The sequence below is a fragment of the Saccharomonospora marina XMU15 genome, assembly GCF_000244955.1.
In the GTDB taxonomy this organism is placed as follows: Bacteria; Actinomycetota; Actinomycetes; order Mycobacteriales; family Pseudonocardiaceae; genus Saccharomonospora_A; species Saccharomonospora_A marina.
Genome location: NZ_CM001439.1, coordinates 916,385 through 934,306, shown reverse-complemented (window position 1 = coordinate 934,306; position 17,922 = coordinate 916,385). Strand labels below are relative to the sequence as shown.

Sequence of the window (17,922 nt, the reverse complement as noted above, 5' to 3'; positions counted from 1 at the left end):
ACTAGGCTGCACCGGGTGGGAAAGGCGTTGCGGTGGGCCAACGAGCTGCTGGCCTTCCTGCTTGAGCTCGCCGCGCTGGCCACGCTGGGGTACTGGGGCTTCACCGTCGAAGTGTCCTTGCCGCTGAAGGTGGTACTCGGCATTGGCTCGCCCGTGCTCGCCGCCGTGGTCTGGGGTCTGCTCGCCGCACCACGAGCCAGGTTCCAGCTGCCGGTGGCCGGCGTGCTGGCCGTCAAAGCAGCGGTGTTCGCCGCCGCGACGCTGGCGCTTTGCGTGGTTGCCCCACAACCGCTTGCGATCGGTTTCGCGGCTCTGGTCGCCCTCAACACCGCCGCGGTCACGATCACGCGAGCGAAGCTCGGCACGCCCTGAGCGCAGGACTCGCGGGCAGGAGCGCAGGACTCGCAGTCCGGAACGGGGGACTCGCGGGCAGGAGCGGGGGACTCGCGGGTTGGCTCGGCCGTACGGGCGGCGTGCTGGGCGCACTCAGCGCAGCGGCATGCTGACAGAATCGCCGTCCATGCGCACGGGTGAAGCTCGTCTGGTAGCGACTGCTCGCAAACTGCTCCCGCCTGCTGTGGCGGCTCGCTGGATCGCATTGATCCGGCCTGCGCTGCGACTGAGCCCCGCGTACGGGAATGACACGCAGGTAGGTCAACTCGGTGGCGTCCCCGTTCTGCCCGAAGGCATGGGGTGGCCGGTGTGGGAGGGCCAGGGACCGCTGAACTTCGTCGCATCGATAGATTGCGGCCGGCTACCGCGAGCGGTGCTCGACCTGCCCCTCCCGACCGCGGGCACGCTGAACTTCTTCTTTTTCGACGACGAGCCAGGCACACCTGGTGGCCGCGAGTTCTGGCGCAAGGTCGGCGGGTGGGAACCCGAGTCGCTGGTCAGGGGATCGCGGGTCATCTACACCCCAACGACCGTGCCAGCCTCCGAACGGTCCACCCCTGGGGAGATCGCTCCGTACGACTTCGTGCCGCTCACCGCGAAGCCGACGATGACCGGCCCCGACTGGCTCCACCCTGACTTCCGTGCCGCCTGCGCCGACCTGTCCGAGTCGGACAACGCATTCGCCGCTGACTGGGCGAACCGCGATGCCCTCACCGGGGCGTTGCACGAGTTGACGCAGCCGCCCCGGCATCAACTCGGAGGCCATGCGCTGCCCGTGCAGGTTGCCGTGGAGCTCGATGTGGCACGGGCGGACCTGGGCATTCGTTCAGGCCATCGCGAGCCGAGCCCGGACACGGTGAACCGGGAAGCATCGAGGTGGACGCTGCTCGCACAGATCGACTTCGACGGAACAGCCGAGATGGCGGTGAGTGACCTCGGCAGGCTGTACTGGCTCATCCGTACCGAGGACCTTGCGGCGAGGAAGTTCTGGGCAGCTTCGTTCATTCGGCAGGAGTAGCGGGGCAGGCGCGGTTCGCCGCGTGAAGCCGGACGCCCGAGCGCAGCACCCGCGGGCCCGAACGCAGCACTCGCGGGCGCGAGCGGGGCACTCGCGGACCCGAACGCAGGACTCGCGAGGTTACTTGAGCAGGTTGCGCGCCATCACCATGCGCTGGATCTGGTTGGTGCCCTCGTAGATCTGGGTGATCTTGGCGTCGCGCATCATGCGTTCCACCGGGAAGTCGCGGGTGTAGCCCGCCCCGCCGAAGAGTTGCACGGCGTCGGTGGTGACGTCCATGGCGATGTCGGAGGCGTAGGACTTCGCGGCGCTGGCCATGAACGAGGCACGCGCGTCACCGCGCTCGGTGGCCGCGGCGGAGGCGTAGACGAGGTGGCGGGCGGCCTCGATCTTGGTAGCCATGTCGGCGAGCATGAACTGCACGCCCTGGAACTCGGCGATCGACCGGCCGAACTGCTTGCGCTCCTTGACGTAGTCCACCGCCGCGTCCAGCGCGCCCTGCGCGATGCCGAGCGCCTGCGCGCCGATGGTCGGGCGGGTGTGGTCCAGGGTGCGCAGCGCGGTCTTGAGCCCGGTCCCCGGCTCGCCGATGATGCGATCAGCGGGGATCGCGCAGTTCTCGAAGTAGATCTCCCTGGTCGGCGAGCCCTTGATTCCGAGCTTGCGTTCCTTGGGACCGACCGAGAACCCGGGGTCGTCGGCGTGGACGACGAAAGCCGAGATCCCGTTCGCCTTCTTCTCGGCGTCGGGGTCGGTGACCGCCATCACGGTGTACCAGCTCGATTCGCCCGCGTTGGTGATCCAGCACTTGGTGCCGTTGAGCACCCAGGTGTCGCCCTCCAGCCGCGCCCGGGTGCGCATGGAGGCGGTGTCGGAACCCGCCTCGCGCTCCGAAAGCGCGTACGACACCATCGCCTCACCCGCCGCGATGGAGGGCAGCACCTGCTTCTTCAGCGCGTCCGAGGCCGACAGCAGGATCGGCTGCGTGCCCAGCTTGTTCACAGCGGGGATCAGCGAGGCCGACGCGTCGACCCTCGCGACCTCCTCGATCACGATGCAGGACGCGATCGCGTCGGCGCCCTCTCCTCCGAACTCCTCGGGAAGGTGCACGGCATGGAAGCCGGCCCGGATCAGCGCGTCGCGCGCCTCCACCGGGTAGCGCTCCTGCTCGTCCACCTCGGCGGCATGCGGGGCGATCTCCTTCTCCGCCAACGCGCGCACCGCCGCACGCAGTTCTTCGTGCTCCTCGGCGAGTTGATAGAGCCCTGGACCGTCGGTCACCGGCGCCACCCTTCTGCAGAAAGGCCGTTGTGCTCGGCTCCCATGTTAGTGCGCGTTTACTCGGAAGTCCTTGTGTCTTCGGCCGCAACTTACTTACTGTCGGGTGATGCCGACCACAATGATGTCGCCGCCACCAGGGTTGCCCAACTCGCTCGACTACCCCGAGGTCCCCGTCGGCTCGCTGCTCGCGGGCGCGGCGGCGCGCTACGGCGACCGCACCGCGTTCCAGCACGGTGAGCAGAAGCTGAGCTTTTCCCAGCTGTGGGAGTCGGCGTGCCGGTTCGCCAACGCGCTGCTCGACCGTGGTGTCGGCAAGGGCGACACGGTCGCCCTGCACCTGCCGAACTGCCTGGCGTTTCCCATCGCCTACTACGGCACGCTGCTGGCAGGCGCTACGTTCAGCCCGGCGAACCCGCTACTGCCGCCCGGTGACCTCGCCGCGCAACTCGCCGACTGCGAGGCCAAGGCCGCCGTCACGTTCGGGCCGGTGGCCGCGGCGCTTGCCGGAACCGGCGTCGAACTGGTGATCGTCGTCCAGCCCACCGACGAGGGGCAACTCGATTTCCAGGAGTTCCTCGCGACCGCCGGACAGGCTGTGCCCCGGGTGGACGTCGACATCGACGGCCTGGCACATCTGGCATACACCGGCGGCACCACCGGCCGGTCGAAGGGGGTGCGGATCCCGCATCGCAACGTGGTCGTCAACACGCTGCAGTACGCGTGCTGGGGGTCGGGAGCGGTTCCCGTGCTCGACGGCGACGGCAACCCCACGCTGGACCAGATCGGCAGCGAGGACGAGTGGCCGGTGCGGCTCGGCACCGGCGTCGGCATCAACCTCACCCCGTGGTTCCACGCCATGGGCACCATCGGCGGCCTCAACGTCGCCGTGGTCAGCGGCGGCACCGTCGTCATACACGACCGGTTCGACCCACCGTCCTATGTGGCCGACGCACAGCGGCTGCGGGTCACCTCGATGAGCGGAGCGCCCGCGTTGTTCGCCGCGTTGCTGGCGTGCGAGGACTTCCACAAGGCCGACCTGTCCTCCGTGCGCGCGATCACGTCGGGCGCGGCGCCGATGCCGCACGAGATGATCAAGGCACTGCAGCGGCTCGTCCCCGAAGCCGTGATCGCCGAGGGGTACGGGCTGACCGAGGTCACGATGGGCGCGACGTTGTCACCGAGTTGGCGCTCCGGCACCAGGAAGGTCGGGTCGGTCGGCGTGCCCATCTTCGACACCGAGGTCAAGATCGTGCCCGCGGAGGGCGGCGAGGAGGAACTTCCCCCGAACACACCAGGAGAGGTGTGCGTTCGGGGCCCGCAGGTGATGCTCGGCTACCACAACCGGCAGGAGGAGACCGCTGCCGTGCTGGTGGACGGCTGGCTGCACACCGGCGACGTCGGGGTGATCGACGACGACGGCTTCCTGTCCATCGTGGATCGCAAGAAGGACATGCTGATCTACAAGGGATACAACGTCTACCCCCGCGAACTCGAGGAACTGCTCATGGCACTGCCCCAGGTGGCATCGGCCGCGGTGGTGGGCAGGAAGACGGTGGAGACCGGCGAGCTGCCCGTGGCTTTCGTCGTGCGCGCTCCCGGCCACGACGAGGCGACGGCCGAGCAACTGCTCGACGCGGTGAACACCCAGGTGGTGCCGTACAAGCGGCTACGGGAACTGCATTTCGTGGACACCATCCCGGTCTCGGCGGCGGGCAAGGTGCTCAAGCGCGAGTTGCGCGCGCAACTGACGTGACCGGCGGCGGCGGGGTGTCCGGTTCGCCCCGCCGCTACTCGCCGAGCCGGGCGCGCAGTGCGGCGTCCTTGTCGAGTACGAGTTGCTCCAACTCCGCCTGGAACCGCTCCATCCGCTCGCGCAGGGCCTCGTCGTGCATGGCCAGCATCCGCACGGCGAGCAGGCCCGCGTTGCGCGCACCGCCGACCGACACCGTGGCCACCGGCACTCCCGCTGGCATCTGCACGATCGACAGCAACGAGTCGAGCCCGTCGAGGTGCTTCAGCGGCACAGGAACGCCGATCACGGGCAGCGGCGTCGCCGAGGCGACCATCCCCGGCAGGTGCGCGGCTCCACCCGCACCCGCGATGATCACCCTGATTCCCCTGCCCGCCGCCGAGCGCGCGTAGTCCAGCATCCGTTGCGGCGTCCGGTGCGCGGAGTAAACGCCAACCTCGTAGGGCACCGAGAACTCCTGCAATGCCTGTGCCGCCGCCTCGAGCACCGGCCAGTCGGAGTCGCTGCCCATGATCAGGCCTACCTGTGCGGTCACCGCTCTCCTCGGTGGATCTCGTAGCCGTCGAGCCATTCGGCGTGGGAAAGCCAATGCGCCGCCAGCCGCGCCTTCTCGCGCAGTCGCGGGGTCAACTCCCCGAGCAGGTTCACGTGCCCCAGCTTGCGGCCCGGCCGCTCACCCTTTCCGTACAGGTGCACCCGCACGTCCGGGAACCGTGCGAAGAGGTGGTGCAGCCGCTCGTCAGGGCGCATCGCGGGCGGGGTCGCAGCGCCGAGCACATTGGCCATCACGGTGGGCGACAGCAGTTCCGTCGCCCCGAGTGGGTAGTCGAGCACCGCACGTAGATGCTGCTCGAACTGCGATGTCGCCGAGCCGTCCATCGTCCAGTGCCCCGAGTTGTGGGGCCGCATGGCCAGCTCGTTCACCAGCAACCCGCCGTCGGTCTCGAACAACTCGACGGCGAGCACACCCGCCACGTCGAGCGACTCCGCGATGCGCAGCGCCAGGTCCTGCGCCTCCTGGGTGCGCCGGGCCGTCAGCCCGGGAGCGGGCGCCAGTACCTCGGTGTTGATACCTGCTGACTGCACCGTCTCCACCACCGGCCAGGCCGCTCCCTGCCCGAAGGGCGACCGCGCCACCAGGGCGGACAGCTCCCGCCGCATGGTGACCCTGGTCTCGACCAGCAGCGGTGTCCCCGCTTCGAGCAGTTCGGGTATCAGGCCGCGGGCATCGTCCGGCGAGTCCAGCGGCCACACGCCCTTGCCGTCGTAGCCGCCCCTGGCGGCCTTGAGCACAACCGGCCAGCCACGCGCGTCGGCGAACTTCAGTACGTCCTCGACCCCGGTGACCTCCGTGAACGGCGGCCCGGGAAAACCGAGACCCGCGAGGCGCTCCCGCATCAGCAGCTTGTCCTGTGCGAACGACAGCGCGTAGGGGCCGGGGCGCAGCTGGAAGCCCTCGTTGGCCAGCGTCAGCAGGTGCTCCCCCGGCACGTGCTCGTGGTCGAAGGTGACGACGTCGACACCGCGGGCGAACGAGCGCAGCGCTTCGAGGTCGGTGTGGTGACCGTACACCACCTCGCCCGCCACCAGGCCCGCCGAGTCGTGCTCGCCCGCCGCGAGCACACGCAGCGACTGGCCGAGCGAGATGGCCGCCTGGTGGGTCATCCTGGCGAGTTGACCGCCGCCGACCATGCCGACGACGGGAAGTCCGGTGCGGGTGTCCATGATGGGCTCAGCCTAATCGAGCGCGGTCACGCCCGTTTCCTGCGCCACAGCCAACGCAGGCCGAGCACGGCGGCAAGGCACAGTGGCACCAGCAGGTAGGCGCTGCCGAGCACGTACTGCCAAAACGCCCAATGCAGTTCCAGGTTGCGCCCGTTGGGTAGCACCAGCAGCACGCAGCTGACGAACACGACGATCACCGCACCCGCGCCTGCCCACCGCTTCCACGCCGTCGCGGGCGTCGTCTGCGGCAGCTGGGAGACCAGCAGCACGATGAGCGGCACCGCCCACACCCAGTGGTGCGACCACGAGACCGGGGACACCAGCAGCCCGTAGAACGCCGTGACCAGCAGCGCGGCGAGCGGCTCTCCCCTGCGGTGGAACCGAAGCATCAACCACACCGCGGGCGGTGCGAGCGCGGCGCCGACGGCGAGGGCCACCGGTGAGGACCACGGCGCGAGATCGGACAGCCTGTTGATGAGACCGTTCAGCGACTGGTTGCCCGCCCAGTGCATCGGGCCGATGCGGCCCTGGTCGCTGATGGTGTGGGTCCAAAACCGCGTCGCGTCACCCGGCACGAGCGCGAAAAGCAGCGCCTGCAGTCCGACGAACGTGCCGAGCGCGCGCAGCGCTTCCATTCGCCTGCCGGTGAACAGCAGGTGCGGGATGAAGATCAACGGAGTGAGTTTGACTGCGGCGGCGACACCGACCAGCACCCCGCCCCATCGGCTGTCCCTGCGGCAGATCACCAGCACGTCGAGCACGATCAACGCCATCAGGATCAGGTTGATCTGGCCGAGGAACACGGTCCGCCACACCGGTTCCAGCGCAAGGAACACCACACCGAAGACCAACGTGGCCCGTGCGGGAGAGGTCCAGCGCCCTACCTCGCCGCCGGGAAGCGGCAGCGACGCGATCGTCACCCTGATCACCAGTGCCAGCGCGAGGAACGACACCGCGGCGACCACGCCCCACGCGACCTGCACCGGAAGCACCGCCAGCGGCACGAACAGCAGCGCGGCGGTCGGCGGGTAGGTGAACGGCAGCAACGCCCACCACGGTTCGGGTCCGAGCGTGTTGGCGTTGTAAAGCGGTTCGCCGTGCAGCAGGGTGATCGCGCCCGCACGGTAGACGGCACTGTCGACACCGAGCCGCCAGTCGAGCAGCCAACCCAGCACACCGGCCAGCAGCGAAACCGAGGGAAGCGCGAGCAGCAGAGCCACCGAGCGGGGCCGCACGGACAGCCTGCCGAGCGAATCCCTCAGCGACAGCTCGGAATCCGGGGCGGCACGTACCTCGGGTTCCAGAGTGACCGGCATGGCCGCCTCACAATCCGACGGGTATCGACAGCCTCACGGCACCTAGGAAATCACGAAACGACATCGACTTCGGCGGCAACCCCGGCACTACCCGCTGTACACAGCTGGTGACGCACCCGCCCGGTGCTGACCGCCGGGATGTCCGTCACACTTGGCCTGCACGGTTGTCGAGCCGGGCACAGGCAGGAAGGAGCGCCGTGTCGACCGCCCTCCCGGACCCCAAGGGCAGCAGCGATGCCGAGCTGATCGCATCGGTGCGCGAGGGCAGGATCGAGGCGTACGGCACGCTGTACGAGCGCCACGTGGCCGCGGCATACAACCTGGCGCGCCAGTTGACTCGGTCTTCCACGGAGTCCGACGACCTGGTGTCGGAGGCTTTCGCGAAGGTGCTCGACGCGCTGCGTGCGGGCAAGGGACCGGACAGCGCGTTCCGGGCGTACCTGCTGACCACGCTGCGACACGTCGCTTACGACCGAGCACGCAAGGACCGGCGCGTCGACCTCACCGCCGACATCACCAGCGTCGAGGAGGCCGTCGACGCGCTCAAGGTCCCCTTCACCGACACCGCGGTGCGGGGGCTGGAACGATCGCTGGCCGCGAAGGCGTTCGCCAGGCTTCCCGAACGTTGGCAGACGGTGCTGTGGCACACCGAGATCGAACGGCAGTCACCTGCCGAGGTGGCGCCGCTGCTCGGCCTCACACCCAACGGCGTCTCGGCGCTTGCCTACCGCGCGAGGGAGGGTCTGCGGCAGGCGTATCTGCAGGCGCACCTCGCCGAGACCGAACAGCCGCGGTGCAGGGCGACGGTGAGCAGGCTCGGCGCATGGACCAGGCACGCGCTGTCCAGGCGGGAACGCGCGCAGGTGGAAGCGCATCTTGACCGGTGTCAAAGGTGCAGGGCGCTCGCGGCCGAACTGGCCGACGTCAACAGCGCGCTGCGTGCGGTGGTCGCGCCACTGGTGCTGGGTGGCCTGGTCGCCGACTACCTGGCGACGGCGGGCGCGGGTTCGGCCGTGGGAGTGGCGGCGCAGCAGGCTGCCACCGCAGGCACCACCTCCCCCGGCGACACGGCGGGCACCACGGCCGGGGGCGCACCCGCGAACCCCCGCCAGTTCGTCGGTGTGGCCGGCTCCGGCCTGGCGATGGCGGCCGCGATCGCCATCGCGCTGACGGCGGGCGGCGTCGCGCCGCCACCGCAGGCGCAACGGCCACCGTCGGCCACGCAGGTCCCCACCCCACCCAGTAGCCAACAGCCGCTTCCCGAACCGGGACCCGTCCCTCCCCTGCTTCCACCAGCCACGTCCGCACCGCTGATCCCGTCGCTGCCCGCCACCCGCGCACCGTCGTCGCCTACCGCGCCGAGCACCTCGCCTCCCGCTGAGCGGCCCACGCCCGGTCCGGCCAGGGTGGTGCTGCGCGAGCACGTGCCCGAACTCGTTCTCGAAGCCGGCGGCGCACCCGAGGAGTTGCCCTTCACCGTGCACAACGAAGGCGAGAGCACTTCCAGTGACGTGAAGCTGACGCTGCGGTTGCCGACCGGGATCAGCGCCGTCGCACCTGGTGGTGGCGGAGGTTCGCCCGCGGGCGAGCAGGCAGGCTCGGCACCCACCGGGGGTGACGACATCGACTGCCCGGCAGGCAAGGGCACGCTCACCTGCGCGCGCGGCGGTCTCGCACCCGGCGAGTCGGCGGTGTTCCGGCTGCGGCTGCGAGCCGACGGCAACGCGAGTTCCGGGCGAATCACAGGCTCGCTCGGCTTGGGAACCGCGCGGCGGGCCGGGATCAGCGTGCCACTCACCGTACGAACGGTCGACGTGGCGGAACTCGAAACCAGGAAGCTGCTCGGTGACCGGCCGAGGGCGCTGTCGGTGGAAGTGCGAAACGGCGGCAGGTTCCCGCGCAAGGCAAGGGTGGAGTTCGACCGGCCCGGCCTGGCGTTTCCTCGCGGCGGCGGGCTGGACTGCGACGGCGGAGACGAGCCGCGCTGCTCGACCGTCCGATCGCTGCGGCCGGGAGAGTCGCTTCGGATGCTGTACGTGCCGTACCGGGATCAGCGGCACGTGCTGGAACTGACCGTAACCGCGACCGTGGGACGTGCCCATGTCGTCAAGACGGTGGAATTCGGCTGCGGGTACGACCACTGCGCGCGGGACGAGATGCCCGAACCAGACGGTCCGCGCTCGCCGGAGCCGACGAGCGGCGACGCCGATCCCCGGCCTTCGCCGCACCTGCGGGAGGTGCTGCCGCCCGTCCTCAGGCAGCGGCCGGTGGAGGGCCTGCTCGGCGGGTGAGGCCGAGGCATACCGGCGCCGCACGACCCGCGGGCCGAACAGCGCCTCGCCAACTGCCGTAGCGACAACGCGGACACCTCAACTGCGTAGACTGCGGGCGTGGCTGTCGTCGAATCCGTGCTGGACCACGTACCTGAGCCGCTTCGCGCCGTGCTCATCAAGCACCGCGAGTTGCTCAAGTTCGCGGTGGTCGGTGGCACCACGTTCGTGGTCGACAACGGCATCTGGTATCTGCTCAAGCTGACGGTGCTCGAGGCCAAGCCGACGACCGCGAAGGGCATCGCGATCATCATCGCCACGATCGTGTCGTACGTGCTCAACCGGGAGTGGTCGTTCCGCACTCGCGGCGGCCGGGAACGCCCTCACGAGGCGGCGCTGTTCTTCCTGGTCAGCGGGGTCGCCGTGGTGGTGAACCTGATCCCGCTGTACGCCTCACGAAACGTCTTCAACCTCGAGGTGCCGCACGTGTCACTGCTCGTGCAGGAGGTCGCCGACTTCGCGAGCGGGTCGGTGCTGGGCATGCTGCTGGCGATGGCCTTTCGCTTCTGGGGTTTCAAGCGTTGGGTGTTCCCCGACGAGTTGGGGGATCGGCGTGGCGAGGACGCCGCTGTCGGCAACGAACGGCGAGTGCGTGCCTAGCGAGGCATCCGCTCGGGTGGCCAGCTCACTCCCCCGACGTCCGCGGGCGTCGGCACCCGCAGGAACAGGCTGAACGTAGCGGGCTTCTTCACCGAGAGTTCCAGCCTGCCGCCGTCGGCCTCGGCGAGTGCACGGGCGAGCGCGAGTCCCACACCGGTGGAGCCGCCGCCGGAGACGCCGCGGTCGAACACGTGCGCGGCCAGTTCCTCCGGCACTCCCTGACCGCCGTCGGCCACCTCAACCACCACGGTGCCTTCCGAGTCCCCCCGCCTGGCGGTGACCGTCACGGTGCCGCCGCCGTGCCGCAACGCGTTGTCCAGCAGCACTCCGACCACTTCCCGTAGCCGCGCGGGCGTCGCCCTCGCCATCAGCGCGTCGGCGCCACGTACCCGCAGCGTGCGCCCGTACGCGCGAAACTGCGGGCGCCACTCCTCGACGATCTGCGACAGCAGTGCCGACAGTTCCACCGGCTCGGCACCGACCTCGCTGGCTGCCCTCGCCGCGGCCAGCAGCTCGTCGAGTACGGTCGCCAGCCGGTCGGCCTGTTCAAGTGCCGCTCGCGCGTCCTCGCGTACCTCGGGATCGTCATGGGCCGTCAGCGTCTCCAGCCGCAGTTGCAGCGCGGTCAGCCTGCTGCGCAACTGGTGGGAGACGTCGCCGACGAGTTGGCGTTCCCGCTGTACGAGCTGAGCCAGGGCCGAACCGGACGCGTCGAGAGCGTCGGCGACCATGTCGAGTTCGCCGACCCCGTAGCGGCGCGGGTCGGCGCGGAAGTCGCCTCCACCCAGTCGCGCGGCGCGGTCGGCGACGTGGCGCAGCGGCCGGGCCAGCCTGCGGGCGGTGACCGTGGCCACCACCGTGCCGGAGCCGACCGAAAGCACCACCAGCAGCACGACCGCCATCGCCACCTGGGTCTGCCGTGCCCGCATCGGGCCTGCCGGGATCGCCAGTTCCACCATCCCGTCCTTGGCGATCGGAACGGTTTCCACCACCACGTCGGACCCCGGGTAACTGCCGTACACCAGCTCGCTCGTGGCGACCCCGTGCACGGTGAGCAGGCCGTCCCTCGGCACGGCGACCCGCACCGGGTCCAGGTTCAGCGGCCTGTCGTCGGCGAGTTGGTCGTCCAGGATGGCCGCGATGCGCTGCGCGCTGGCCGCGAGTTCCTCGCGTTGCAGGTTGCCGACCAGCAGCCAGCCGGTGACGCCCAGCGGGATACCGAGGGCGGTCCCGGTGACCGCGACGGCCAACAGGATGGCGAGCAGGATTCGCCGCCGCATGACTCACTCGGTGTTGAAGCGGAAGCCGAGCCCGCGCACCGTGGCGATGCGCTCCTCGCCGGGCTTTCGGCCGCCGTTGTCGCCGCCCGCGAGCTTGCGACGCAGCCACGACATGTGCATGTCCAACGTCTTCGAGGTCTTCGACTCCAGGTCGTTCCAGACCTCCGAAAGGATCTCCTCCCTGCTCACCACCTGCCCCGCCCGGCCGAGCAGCACGCGCAGCAACTCGAACTCCTTGTTGGCGAGTTGCACCTCGCAGCCGTCCACCGTCACCAGGCGAGCGCCGACGTCCATGCGAACACCACCCGCTTCGAGCACCTCGGGGGCCCTTCGGCGCAGCAGCGCCCGAATGCGCGCCAGCAGTTCGGCGAGCCGGAACGGCTTGGCCACGTAGTCGTCCGCGCCGGCGTCCAGCCCCACGACGAAGTCGACCTCGTCGGTTCTTGCCGTCAGCATCAGCACGGGCAGCCCGGCGTCGGTGGCCCGCAGCCTGCGGCACACCTCGAGGCCGTCCATTCCTGGCAGGCCGAGGTCGAGTACGAGCAGGTCCACCCGCTCACGCGAAGTCGCGTCCAGCGCCGACGGGCCGTCCGTGACGACCGTGACGTCGTAGCCTTCCCGCTCGAGCGCGCGGGAAAGCGGCTCCGCGATCGCCGGATCGTCTTCGGCAAGTAGGACCACGCTCACCTCGCCAACCTTACGGCGCGACCGCATGAAAACATCGTGACCGTGTCCCGCTACTCCTCTGATCTGACGCTCGCGGGCGAGCTGGCCGACACCGCCGACGCGATCACCACCGCCCGGTTCCGTGCCCTCGACCTGGCTGTCGGCAGCAAACCCGACCGCACTCCGGTCACCGACGCCGACACCGCTGTGGAGGACGCCGTGCGCGACCTGCTTGCGCGGCGGCGACCCGGCGACGACGTCGCGGGCGAGGAGCGCGGCGGTGCCGTTGGTGACCAGGGCCGGGTGTGGGTGCTGGACCCCATCGACGGCACCAAGAACTTCCTGCGAGGAACACCGGTTTGGGCGACACTGATCGCGCTGGTCGAGAACGGCACCCCGGTGGTCGGCATGATCAGCGCGCCGCTGCTGGGCAGGCGCTGGTGGGCGGGCGAGGGCGGCGGAGCCTGGCTGCGGGACTCCTCCGGTGAGCGCAGGCTCGCGGTGTCGCGGGTGTCGGCACTGGCCGACGCCTACGTGTCGACGACCGACCTCGGCTCATGGGTGCGGCACCACTCCAGGGCCGCCTATCTCGCGTTGGTGGACGCCTGCTGGGAGAGCAGGGCGTTCGGCGACTTCTGGCAGCACTGCCTCGTCGCGGAGGGCGCGATCGACGTGGCGGTCGAGCCGATCGTCAATCCGTGGGACGTGGCCGCCGTGCGAGTGATCGTCACCGAGGCGGGCGGCCGCTTCACCGACCTGGCAGGGCGGGATCGCATCGAGGGCGGCTCGGCGCTGTCGACCAACGGGCTGCTGCACGACGACACGCTCGCCACGATCGCAGGCGCTCGACCCGGCTGATCCCGCCCGCCTACGGCAGCACGCCGACCGCTCCGCGCACCACCTGGGCCCAGGTGAGCCTGCCGAACAGGTAGTGGCAGGCGACCTGCTCGTTGCTGAATCGGGCCCAGTCGTAGCGGTTGCCCTGCTCGCGCCAGAACACCTCCCAGGCGACATCGCCGTCCTCGCAGGCGTCCTCGGTGCGCAGCAGGCACCACGTGTTGTCGGCCTCGGTTCCGATCGACACCACCTCCTGCGGGATGCCGACGGCGTCCAGCCAGCGCACGATCGACTCGACGTTCATGGCCTCTCCTCGAACGTGACATCAGCCAGATAACCCAGTGTCACCAATTCCGCCGCCGAGTACACCGACCGGTACCGCACCCCGCCGCCCGGCTGGCCGAACCACGGGGCGGAAACCGCCCGCCACACCGGCAACTCGCTGAGCACGCGATAGCGGCGGTAGCCCGCGTCCAGCAACGCCGGTGGCAGTGAACGCTGCGCGAACGGGGTGCCGTCCTCGGCGAACACCCTGCCCAACGCGGTGCCGAACCTGTCGAGCACCGTGTCCGGTGGCAACAGCACCGGCTCGCCCGGTTCGCACCCACCCTCGGGGTAGCGCTCCCCAGGAGGCCAGGCGAACTCGGCTCGCTGCCCCGCGTGCACCACGTAACGCCGATCCCATTCGCGTTCGTTCATCCCACCGAGCGGATCGAGACCCTCCGACAGCACGGCGGGCGGGCGCGGCAGCACCTCGGCGGGCGGCGGCGCGGGCTGGCGTATCCCCGCTCGCAGCGAGGTGAGCGCGGCGGTGGGGTCGATGGTGTCGGATTGGGGATGGTCGTGCGGCGGAAACCGAAGCCCGGCGGCGTAGTCGCACTCGCCGGCAGGCACCGGCAACTGCCGTGCCGGTTTGTCCGTGGCCACGGGAAGGTGCCCGATCGGGAACATATGCACCGCAAACAGGGCGACGACGCTTTGTCGATCCTGCCTCGCGGCACCCACCGGAAGCTGCGCGGCCGGTTGCTGAGGGCGTGCGGGCTCGGGCGAGGGGGGCGGAACCTGCTGCTGGTGCTGCTGTTGCGGCCCCCACCGAAATGGCTGAGGCGCAGCTGCACGTGGCGGCTGGCCCGCGTGCCCGGGTGGCGCTGCGGGTGGCGCCGCGGCGGGTGCGCCTGGCACGGGGGAAGCACCGGCGACGGGACCGTAGGGCACGGCACCGGGGCCGAACTGCTGGGCCGCGTAGCCGGGCGCGGCGAACGGCTGGGCCGCGGGCACGGGCGGCTGCGGCGCGAACTGCCCCGGAACCGGTGGCGCGGCGGCCGGGCTCGAGGTGAACCCGGCAAGGTGCGTCTGCCCGTGCGACTGCACGGCCGGTGGCGGCGCGAGCGAGGTGCCGCTGGGCGGTGTCGGCGCCTCGGCGAATCCGGCAGCCACGGCGGGCTGCCCGCTCGGTGGCGTCCTCGCGTGCGTGATGGCGATGGGGCCGGTGTCGTCGGGCCCGGTAGCGGACCCAGCAGCGGGCCCGTCGAGCGCCTCCCTGCCACGCCACACGTGCGGCAGCGGGTCCGACTCCGGCGGCGGCTGCCCCGGTTCGATGCTCTCGGCAACCGCACTCTCGGCAACCGCGACCGGCTCGGCGAGGTCGAGGGAGCGCGCCGAATCCTCCAGCTCGCCCACCGTAAGCGGTTGCTCCACCTCGACAGTGCCTGAGGCACGCTGCCCCTCCGGCGGGCCGAGTGCCTCCTCGACCACGTCGGCTGGCAGTCCGGTCGCGGCGGCCAGCAGTCCCGACTGGCCGCCCGCGGTGTGCGCGCCGGGGTTGGGCGCCACGAGTTCGGTGGCGGCGCCGAGCGGTTCACCCCCGCCCGGTCCCACCGCGTCGGCGAGACCGGTGGTGACGGCACCGAGGTTGACGGCCGTGCCGCGCAGGGTGGTGTCGAGCGCCGCCAGTGCACCCGGATGCCCGGCCTGCGCGGCCGCCAGCGCCGCGTCACGGTTTTTCGCCGCGGCCACCAGCTGCCGCACGATGTCCGCCTTGGCCTTGCCCACCTGCTCAGCGGCGTGCTCGAGGCGATCGGCGGCGTGGTTGGCACCCGTCGCAGCCTGCGTCATGCCGCCGCTTTCGGCCGACACCACGGCGGACCAGCTGCGGCGGGCCGCTTCCTCGGCAGGCCCTGACATCGCGTCGAGCGCGTTTCCCGCCGCCGAGTCGGCCTCACCGGCCAGCGCTGTGAGGTCGTGCGCCGCCCGTCGCCATGCCGCGGCCTGCCCACGCATGGCCTCCTCGTCCGCCTGCGGCCACGCGGTACCCGTCTCGGCGGCGATGTCCGCGAGTTCCGGGGGTAGTTCGATACCCATGCTCGCTCCCTAGCCGACCGACCCGATGCCACCGATGCCGTCCGCCGCTTCCTCGTCGGCGCCCCGGTAGGCCGAAGCGGCTTGGGAGAAGCTCGCCGCGACGTCACCGAGCCTGCCTGGCAACGCCTCGAGCGAGCGCAGCACCTCGTCGGCGGGCCCGGCGTGAGCCAGGGAGAAGCTGCGCCCGACCTCGTCAGCCCCCCACGGCTGCCCCGACTCGCTCAGCGCGTCGCGCAGTTCGGCCACCAGCAGGCGTGCCCTTTCCGACAGCGCGTCCAGCTCGGCCGCGTGCGACAGCAGCCGCTGAGGATCGACCCCGAAACCCGCCGCACCACCGTTCATCGCGATCCCGACCATTCGCCGTCGTCGAGCCAGTTCTGATCCTCGAAACTGGCCTCGTCCTCTTCCTGCGGGCCGTCCTCGGCGATGTCGTCCTCGGTGAGATCGGCCGTACCGAGTAGCAGCGCCTGCGGGTCGGTGCCCGAAGGCAGCGCGGGGGCGAGTACATCCGCCGCGCGGGAGAACGCCCTGACTGTCGCCTCCCCCGCCAGCCGCACGATCTGTGCCGCCAACTCCGCGGGGCGGTACCGGTCGTAGGCGTCGTCGGCGATCAGCAGGTCTGTCAGCGCGCCACGAGCACCCACGACCGCTGTGACGAGCCCGTCGTCGCTGCTCACCGAGGCGGTGACCGCGGCGAGGTCACGTTGCACCGTGCTCAGTTGCTCCCTGCTGCGGTGATAGTCGGCGAGCAACTCGTCCACCTGCGCGCGATACTCGGTCACGGCGCTCTCCCGACGTCCGAAGGTCGTGTACAGCAGTCGGCGATGGTCTTTGACGCAGCTTCTTCCCCCTCGGTTCCGTTCGCAACCGCAGTCGTTGTGATCACGTGATGCGGCCGCCGCGGGTCTGCGGTCCGCCCCGCGGCAAGGTCGGGAGGCGATCGGTGCGGTAGCCAGGCGGGCGCGACAACTTCAGCAGCTGCCCTCCGCCGGAGGGTGAGTGTGGTCCATGACGTGCCGTAGCAGCCGGGAGTCGACGTGGCGCGGATGCCAGGAGACACTGCCGACGAGCTCACCGAGATCGCGGTAGAGCCCGAGCGCCGGATCGCTGTTGCCGGTGGCGTAGGCGATCGCCGGTGTCTGCGCCTGCCCTACGGCGTCGCAGGTCCGCGACGGCGGTGGCAACACACCCGGCGATGGCTTCGAAACGGTTGCCGTCCTCGACGCGGTGCATCTCGTAGTGGATCAGCCGCCCGTCGCCGACTTCCGGTCCGGGTGCGGTAGCGAACGCCGAAGCTGAATTCACAGCCTGCCGCGGTGGCGCCCTCCTCCATGCGCGCCGCGCCGGGCGCGCCTGGAGCCTGTCGATTTCCGATGGCGGCAAAGGCGGTGAGGGTAAGCAGGTCTCGCCGGTCCTTCACCTCGCGCCGCGTGGAGCTGAGCCAGTGATAGCCGGTGGCGACTTCCCCGACGCCAGCGCCACGAGTACAGCCGGGGTGATGACGAAGGTCCGGTCGGCACGGGTGAGCCGCACGATGCCGACCGTGCCGGCCCGGCGATCGTCAGCCGACACCACGCATCACGTCTTCAGCGCGTCAGGTGCCGACCGCCCGCCACGGAGAGGACCTCGCCGTTGGCGTGCCCGTTCGCGGCCGAACCGAAATACGCGACCGCTGAGGCGACGTCTCGCGGCGTGCAGATGCGGCGCGTCGGCGTCTTCGCCGCCTCGGCGTCGACAGCCTCCTGCCCGAATCCGGGGGTGGTCAGCGCCCGCTCGGTCAGGGTGAAGCCCGGTCGCACGACGTTGGTGAGAATGCCGTGCCGGGCTTCCCTGACCGCCAGCACCTTGGTGGCCGTCTCCAGCGCGCCCTTGGCGGCGGGGTAGGCCACCCCCGCGGCCATCGGCTGCTCGACGATGTCGGTCGAGATCAGCACCACCCTGCCCCAGCCCGCCTGCCGCATGCCGGGAAGCACGGCCTCGATCACGGCCATCGTCCCTGCCGCGTTCGCGGTGAGGCCGTCGGTCAGGCTCTCCCAGGTGTCGGTCATCGTCGTCGGCCAGGAAACCGCGTTCGCGACCAGGATCGCGACCTCGCCGAACTCGCGTTCCACCTGGCCTACCGCGGCCGCTACCGACTCCTGGTCGCGCTGGTCGATCCGTACCGCCATGGCCTTGCCGCCTGACTGTGTGATCGAGTCGATCAGGCTGCGCGCCCCCGCCTCGTTGCCGTGCCAGCCCGCGGCCACCCTCGCGCCCTCGGCCGCGAACGTCTTCGAAACGGCGCCGCCGATGGCGCCGGACGCCCCGGTGACCAGCACCACTCGACCGTCGATCCCGAGATCCATTGCTCCCCCGCCTGATAGTT

Annotated in this window: 18 protein-coding genes; 6 read left to right on the top strand and 12 right to left on the bottom strand. The window is 70.5% G+C overall.

The features are described from left to right. The first annotated feature begins 15 nt into the window (after positions 1-15). Positions 16-372 carry a YrdB family protein gene (locus tag SACMADRAFT_RS04415; protein WP_009152580.1) on the top strand — a complete coding sequence of 119 codons (357 nt, stop codon included), beginning with the start codon at positions 16-18 and terminating at the stop codon, positions 370-372. 148 nt (positions 373-520) lie between these two features. Then, positions 521-1,411: a YwqG family protein gene (locus tag SACMADRAFT_RS04410; RefSeq protein ID WP_009152579.1), complete on the top strand. Its 891-nt coding sequence runs from the start codon at positions 521-523 to the stop codon at positions 1,409-1,411. A 120-nt stretch (positions 1,412-1,531) separates the two neighbouring features. Here SACMADRAFT_RS04410 and SACMADRAFT_RS04405 read toward each other — a convergent pair whose 3' ends face one another. Then, positions 1,532-2,692, bottom strand: coding sequence for an acyl-CoA dehydrogenase family protein (locus SACMADRAFT_RS04405; RefSeq protein WP_009152578.1), 1,161 nt, complete (start codon positions 2,690-2,692; stop codon positions 1,532-1,534). A 106-nt stretch (positions 2,693-2,798) separates the two neighbouring features. On the opposite strand from SACMADRAFT_RS04405, the gene SACMADRAFT_RS04400 reads away from it, so the two are divergent. Further along, a complete protein-coding gene (locus SACMADRAFT_RS04400; protein WP_157617191.1) occupies positions 2,799-4,445 on the top strand; it encodes a class I adenylate-forming enzyme family protein in 1,647 nt (548 codons plus the stop codon). Between the two features lie 34 nt (positions 4,446-4,479). On the opposite strand, the gene purE is transcribed toward SACMADRAFT_RS04400, so the two are convergent. The 3 genes from purE to SACMADRAFT_RS04385 are packed head-to-tail and all read right to left on the bottom strand — an operon-like array spanning position 4,480 to position 7,483. Beyond that, positions 4,480-5,013 carry a 5-(carboxyamino)imidazole ribonucleotide mutase gene (gene purE, locus SACMADRAFT_RS04395; RefSeq protein ID WP_050998061.1) on the bottom strand — a complete coding sequence of 178 codons (534 nt, stop codon included), beginning with the start codon at positions 5,011-5,013 and terminating at the stop codon, positions 4,480-4,482. Beyond that, entirely contained in the window at positions 4,974-6,167 is a 1,194-nt protein-coding gene (locus SACMADRAFT_RS04390; RefSeq protein WP_009152575.1) for a 5-(carboxyamino)imidazole ribonucleotide synthase, read from the bottom strand. The genes purE and SACMADRAFT_RS04390 overlap by 40 nt, the downstream gene beginning before the upstream one ends. Positions 6,168-6,193: 26 nt before the next feature. Beyond that, positions 6,194-7,483: a glycosyltransferase 87 family protein gene (locus SACMADRAFT_RS04385; RefSeq protein WP_009152574.1), complete on the bottom strand. Its 1,290-nt coding sequence runs from the start codon at positions 7,481-7,483 to the stop codon at positions 6,194-6,196. Positions 7,484-7,680: 197 nt separating this feature from the next. On the opposite strand from SACMADRAFT_RS04385, the gene SACMADRAFT_RS04380 reads away from it, so the two are divergent. Beyond that, positions 7,681-9,774, top strand: coding sequence for a sigma-70 family RNA polymerase sigma factor (locus SACMADRAFT_RS04380; protein WP_009152573.1), 2,094 nt, complete (start codon positions 7,681-7,683; stop codon positions 9,772-9,774). 99 nt (positions 9,775-9,873) lie between these two features. Beyond that, positions 9,874-10,413 carry a GtrA family protein gene (locus tag SACMADRAFT_RS04375; protein ID WP_009152572.1) on the top strand — a complete coding sequence of 180 codons (540 nt, stop codon included), beginning with the start codon at positions 9,874-9,876 and terminating at the stop codon, positions 10,411-10,413. Here the strand turns inward: SACMADRAFT_RS04375 and SACMADRAFT_RS04370 are convergent. Together SACMADRAFT_RS04370 and SACMADRAFT_RS04365 are read right to left on the bottom strand one after the other, a co-directional pair. Next, positions 10,410-11,693, bottom strand: coding sequence for an ATP-binding protein (locus SACMADRAFT_RS04370; protein ID WP_009152571.1), 1,284 nt, complete (start codon positions 11,691-11,693; stop codon positions 10,410-10,412). The two genes, SACMADRAFT_RS04375 and SACMADRAFT_RS04370, sit on opposite strands and share 4 nt — an antisense overlap. Before the next feature lie 3 nt (positions 11,694-11,696). Then, positions 11,697-12,407 (bottom strand): response regulator transcription factor, encoded by a 711-nt coding sequence (locus tag SACMADRAFT_RS04365; protein WP_040925537.1) that lies wholly within the window; start codon positions 12,405-12,407, stop codon positions 11,697-11,699. A 9-nt stretch (positions 12,408-12,416) separates the two neighbouring features. On the opposite strand from SACMADRAFT_RS04365, the gene hisN reads away from it, so the two are divergent. Then, positions 12,417-13,217: a histidinol-phosphatase gene (hisN, locus tag SACMADRAFT_RS04360; protein ID WP_009152569.1), complete on the top strand. Its 801-nt coding sequence runs from the start codon at positions 12,417-12,419 to the stop codon at positions 13,215-13,217. A gap of 10 nt (positions 13,218-13,227) precedes the next feature. Here hisN and SACMADRAFT_RS04355 read toward each other — a convergent pair whose 3' ends face one another. The 6 genes from SACMADRAFT_RS04355 to SACMADRAFT_RS04330 form a co-directional block, all read right to left on the bottom strand. Beyond that, complete coding sequence (locus SACMADRAFT_RS04355; protein ID WP_009152568.1) at positions 13,228-13,500, bottom strand: hypothetical protein; 273 nt, start codon at positions 13,498-13,500, stop codon at positions 13,228-13,230. Then, positions 13,497-15,557, bottom strand: coding sequence for a glycohydrolase toxin TNT-related protein (locus tag SACMADRAFT_RS04350; RefSeq protein WP_009152567.1), 2,061 nt, complete (start codon positions 15,555-15,557; stop codon positions 13,497-13,499). Before SACMADRAFT_RS04350 ends, SACMADRAFT_RS04355 begins: the two co-directional genes overlap by 4 nt. 9 nt (positions 15,558-15,566) lie before the next feature. After that, positions 15,567-15,899, bottom strand: coding sequence for a Protein of unknown function (DUF2580) (locus SACMADRAFT_RS04345; RefSeq protein WP_009152566.1), 333 nt, complete (start codon positions 15,897-15,899; stop codon positions 15,567-15,569). Next, on the bottom strand, positions 15,896-16,339 hold the full coding sequence (locus SACMADRAFT_RS04340; RefSeq protein WP_009152565.1) for a YbaB/EbfC family nucleoid-associated protein: 444 nt from the start codon (positions 16,337-16,339) through the stop codon (positions 15,896-15,898). The genes SACMADRAFT_RS04345 and SACMADRAFT_RS04340 overlap by 4 nt, the downstream gene beginning before the upstream one ends. A gap of 189 nt (positions 16,340-16,528) precedes the next feature. Then, positions 16,529-16,741 (bottom strand): hypothetical protein, encoded by a 213-nt coding sequence (locus tag SACMADRAFT_RS04335; RefSeq protein ID WP_157617190.1) that lies wholly within the window; start codon positions 16,739-16,741, stop codon positions 16,529-16,531. 402 nt (positions 16,742-17,143) lie between these two features. Next, entirely contained in the window at positions 17,144-17,902 is a 759-nt protein-coding gene (locus tag SACMADRAFT_RS04330) for an SDR family NAD(P)-dependent oxidoreductase (RefSeq protein WP_009152564.1), read from the bottom strand. Between the last annotated feature and the right edge of the window lie 20 nt (positions 17,903-17,922).

Excerpts from the sequence above, each read along its gene's own strand:
- SACMADRAFT_RS04410 (WP_009152579.1), top strand. The coding sequence starts at position 521 with ATGCGCACGGGTGAAGCTCGTCTGGTAGCGACTGCTCGCAAACTGCTC.
- SACMADRAFT_RS04400 (WP_157617191.1), top strand. The coding sequence starts at position 2,799 with ATGCCGACCACAATGATGTCGCCGCCACCAGGGTTGCCCAACTCGCTC.
- purE (WP_050998061.1), bottom strand. The coding sequence starts at position 5,013 with ATGGCTCGACGGCTACGAGATCCACCGAGGAGAGCGGTGACCGCACAG.
- SACMADRAFT_RS04390 (WP_009152575.1), bottom strand. The coding sequence starts at position 6,167 with ATGGACACCCGCACCGGACTTCCCGTCGTCGGCATGGTCGGCGGCGGT.
- SACMADRAFT_RS04385 (WP_009152574.1), bottom strand. The coding sequence starts at position 7,483 with ATGCCGGTCACTCTGGAACCCGAGGTACGTGCCGCCCCGGATTCCGAG.
- SACMADRAFT_RS04370 (WP_009152571.1), bottom strand. The coding sequence starts at position 11,693 with ATGCGGCGGCGAATCCTGCTCGCCATCCTGTTGGCCGTCGCGGTCACC.
- SACMADRAFT_RS04365 (WP_040925537.1), bottom strand. The coding sequence starts at position 12,407 with ATGCGGTCGCGCCGTAAGGTTGGCGAGGTGAGCGTGGTCCTACTTGCC.
- SACMADRAFT_RS04355 (WP_009152568.1), bottom strand. The coding sequence starts at position 13,500 with ATGAACGTCGAGTCGATCGTGCGCTGGCTGGACGCCGTCGGCATCCCG.
- SACMADRAFT_RS04350 (WP_009152567.1), bottom strand. The coding sequence starts at position 15,557 with ATGGGTATCGAACTACCCCCGGAACTCGCGGACATCGCCGCCGAGACG.
- SACMADRAFT_RS04345 (WP_009152566.1), bottom strand. The coding sequence starts at position 15,899 with ATGAACGGTGGTGCGGCGGGTTTCGGGGTCGATCCTCAGCGGCTGCTG.
- SACMADRAFT_RS04330 (WP_009152564.1), bottom strand. The coding sequence starts at position 17,902 with ATGGATCTCGGGATCGACGGTCGAGTGGTGCTGGTCACCGGGGCGTCC.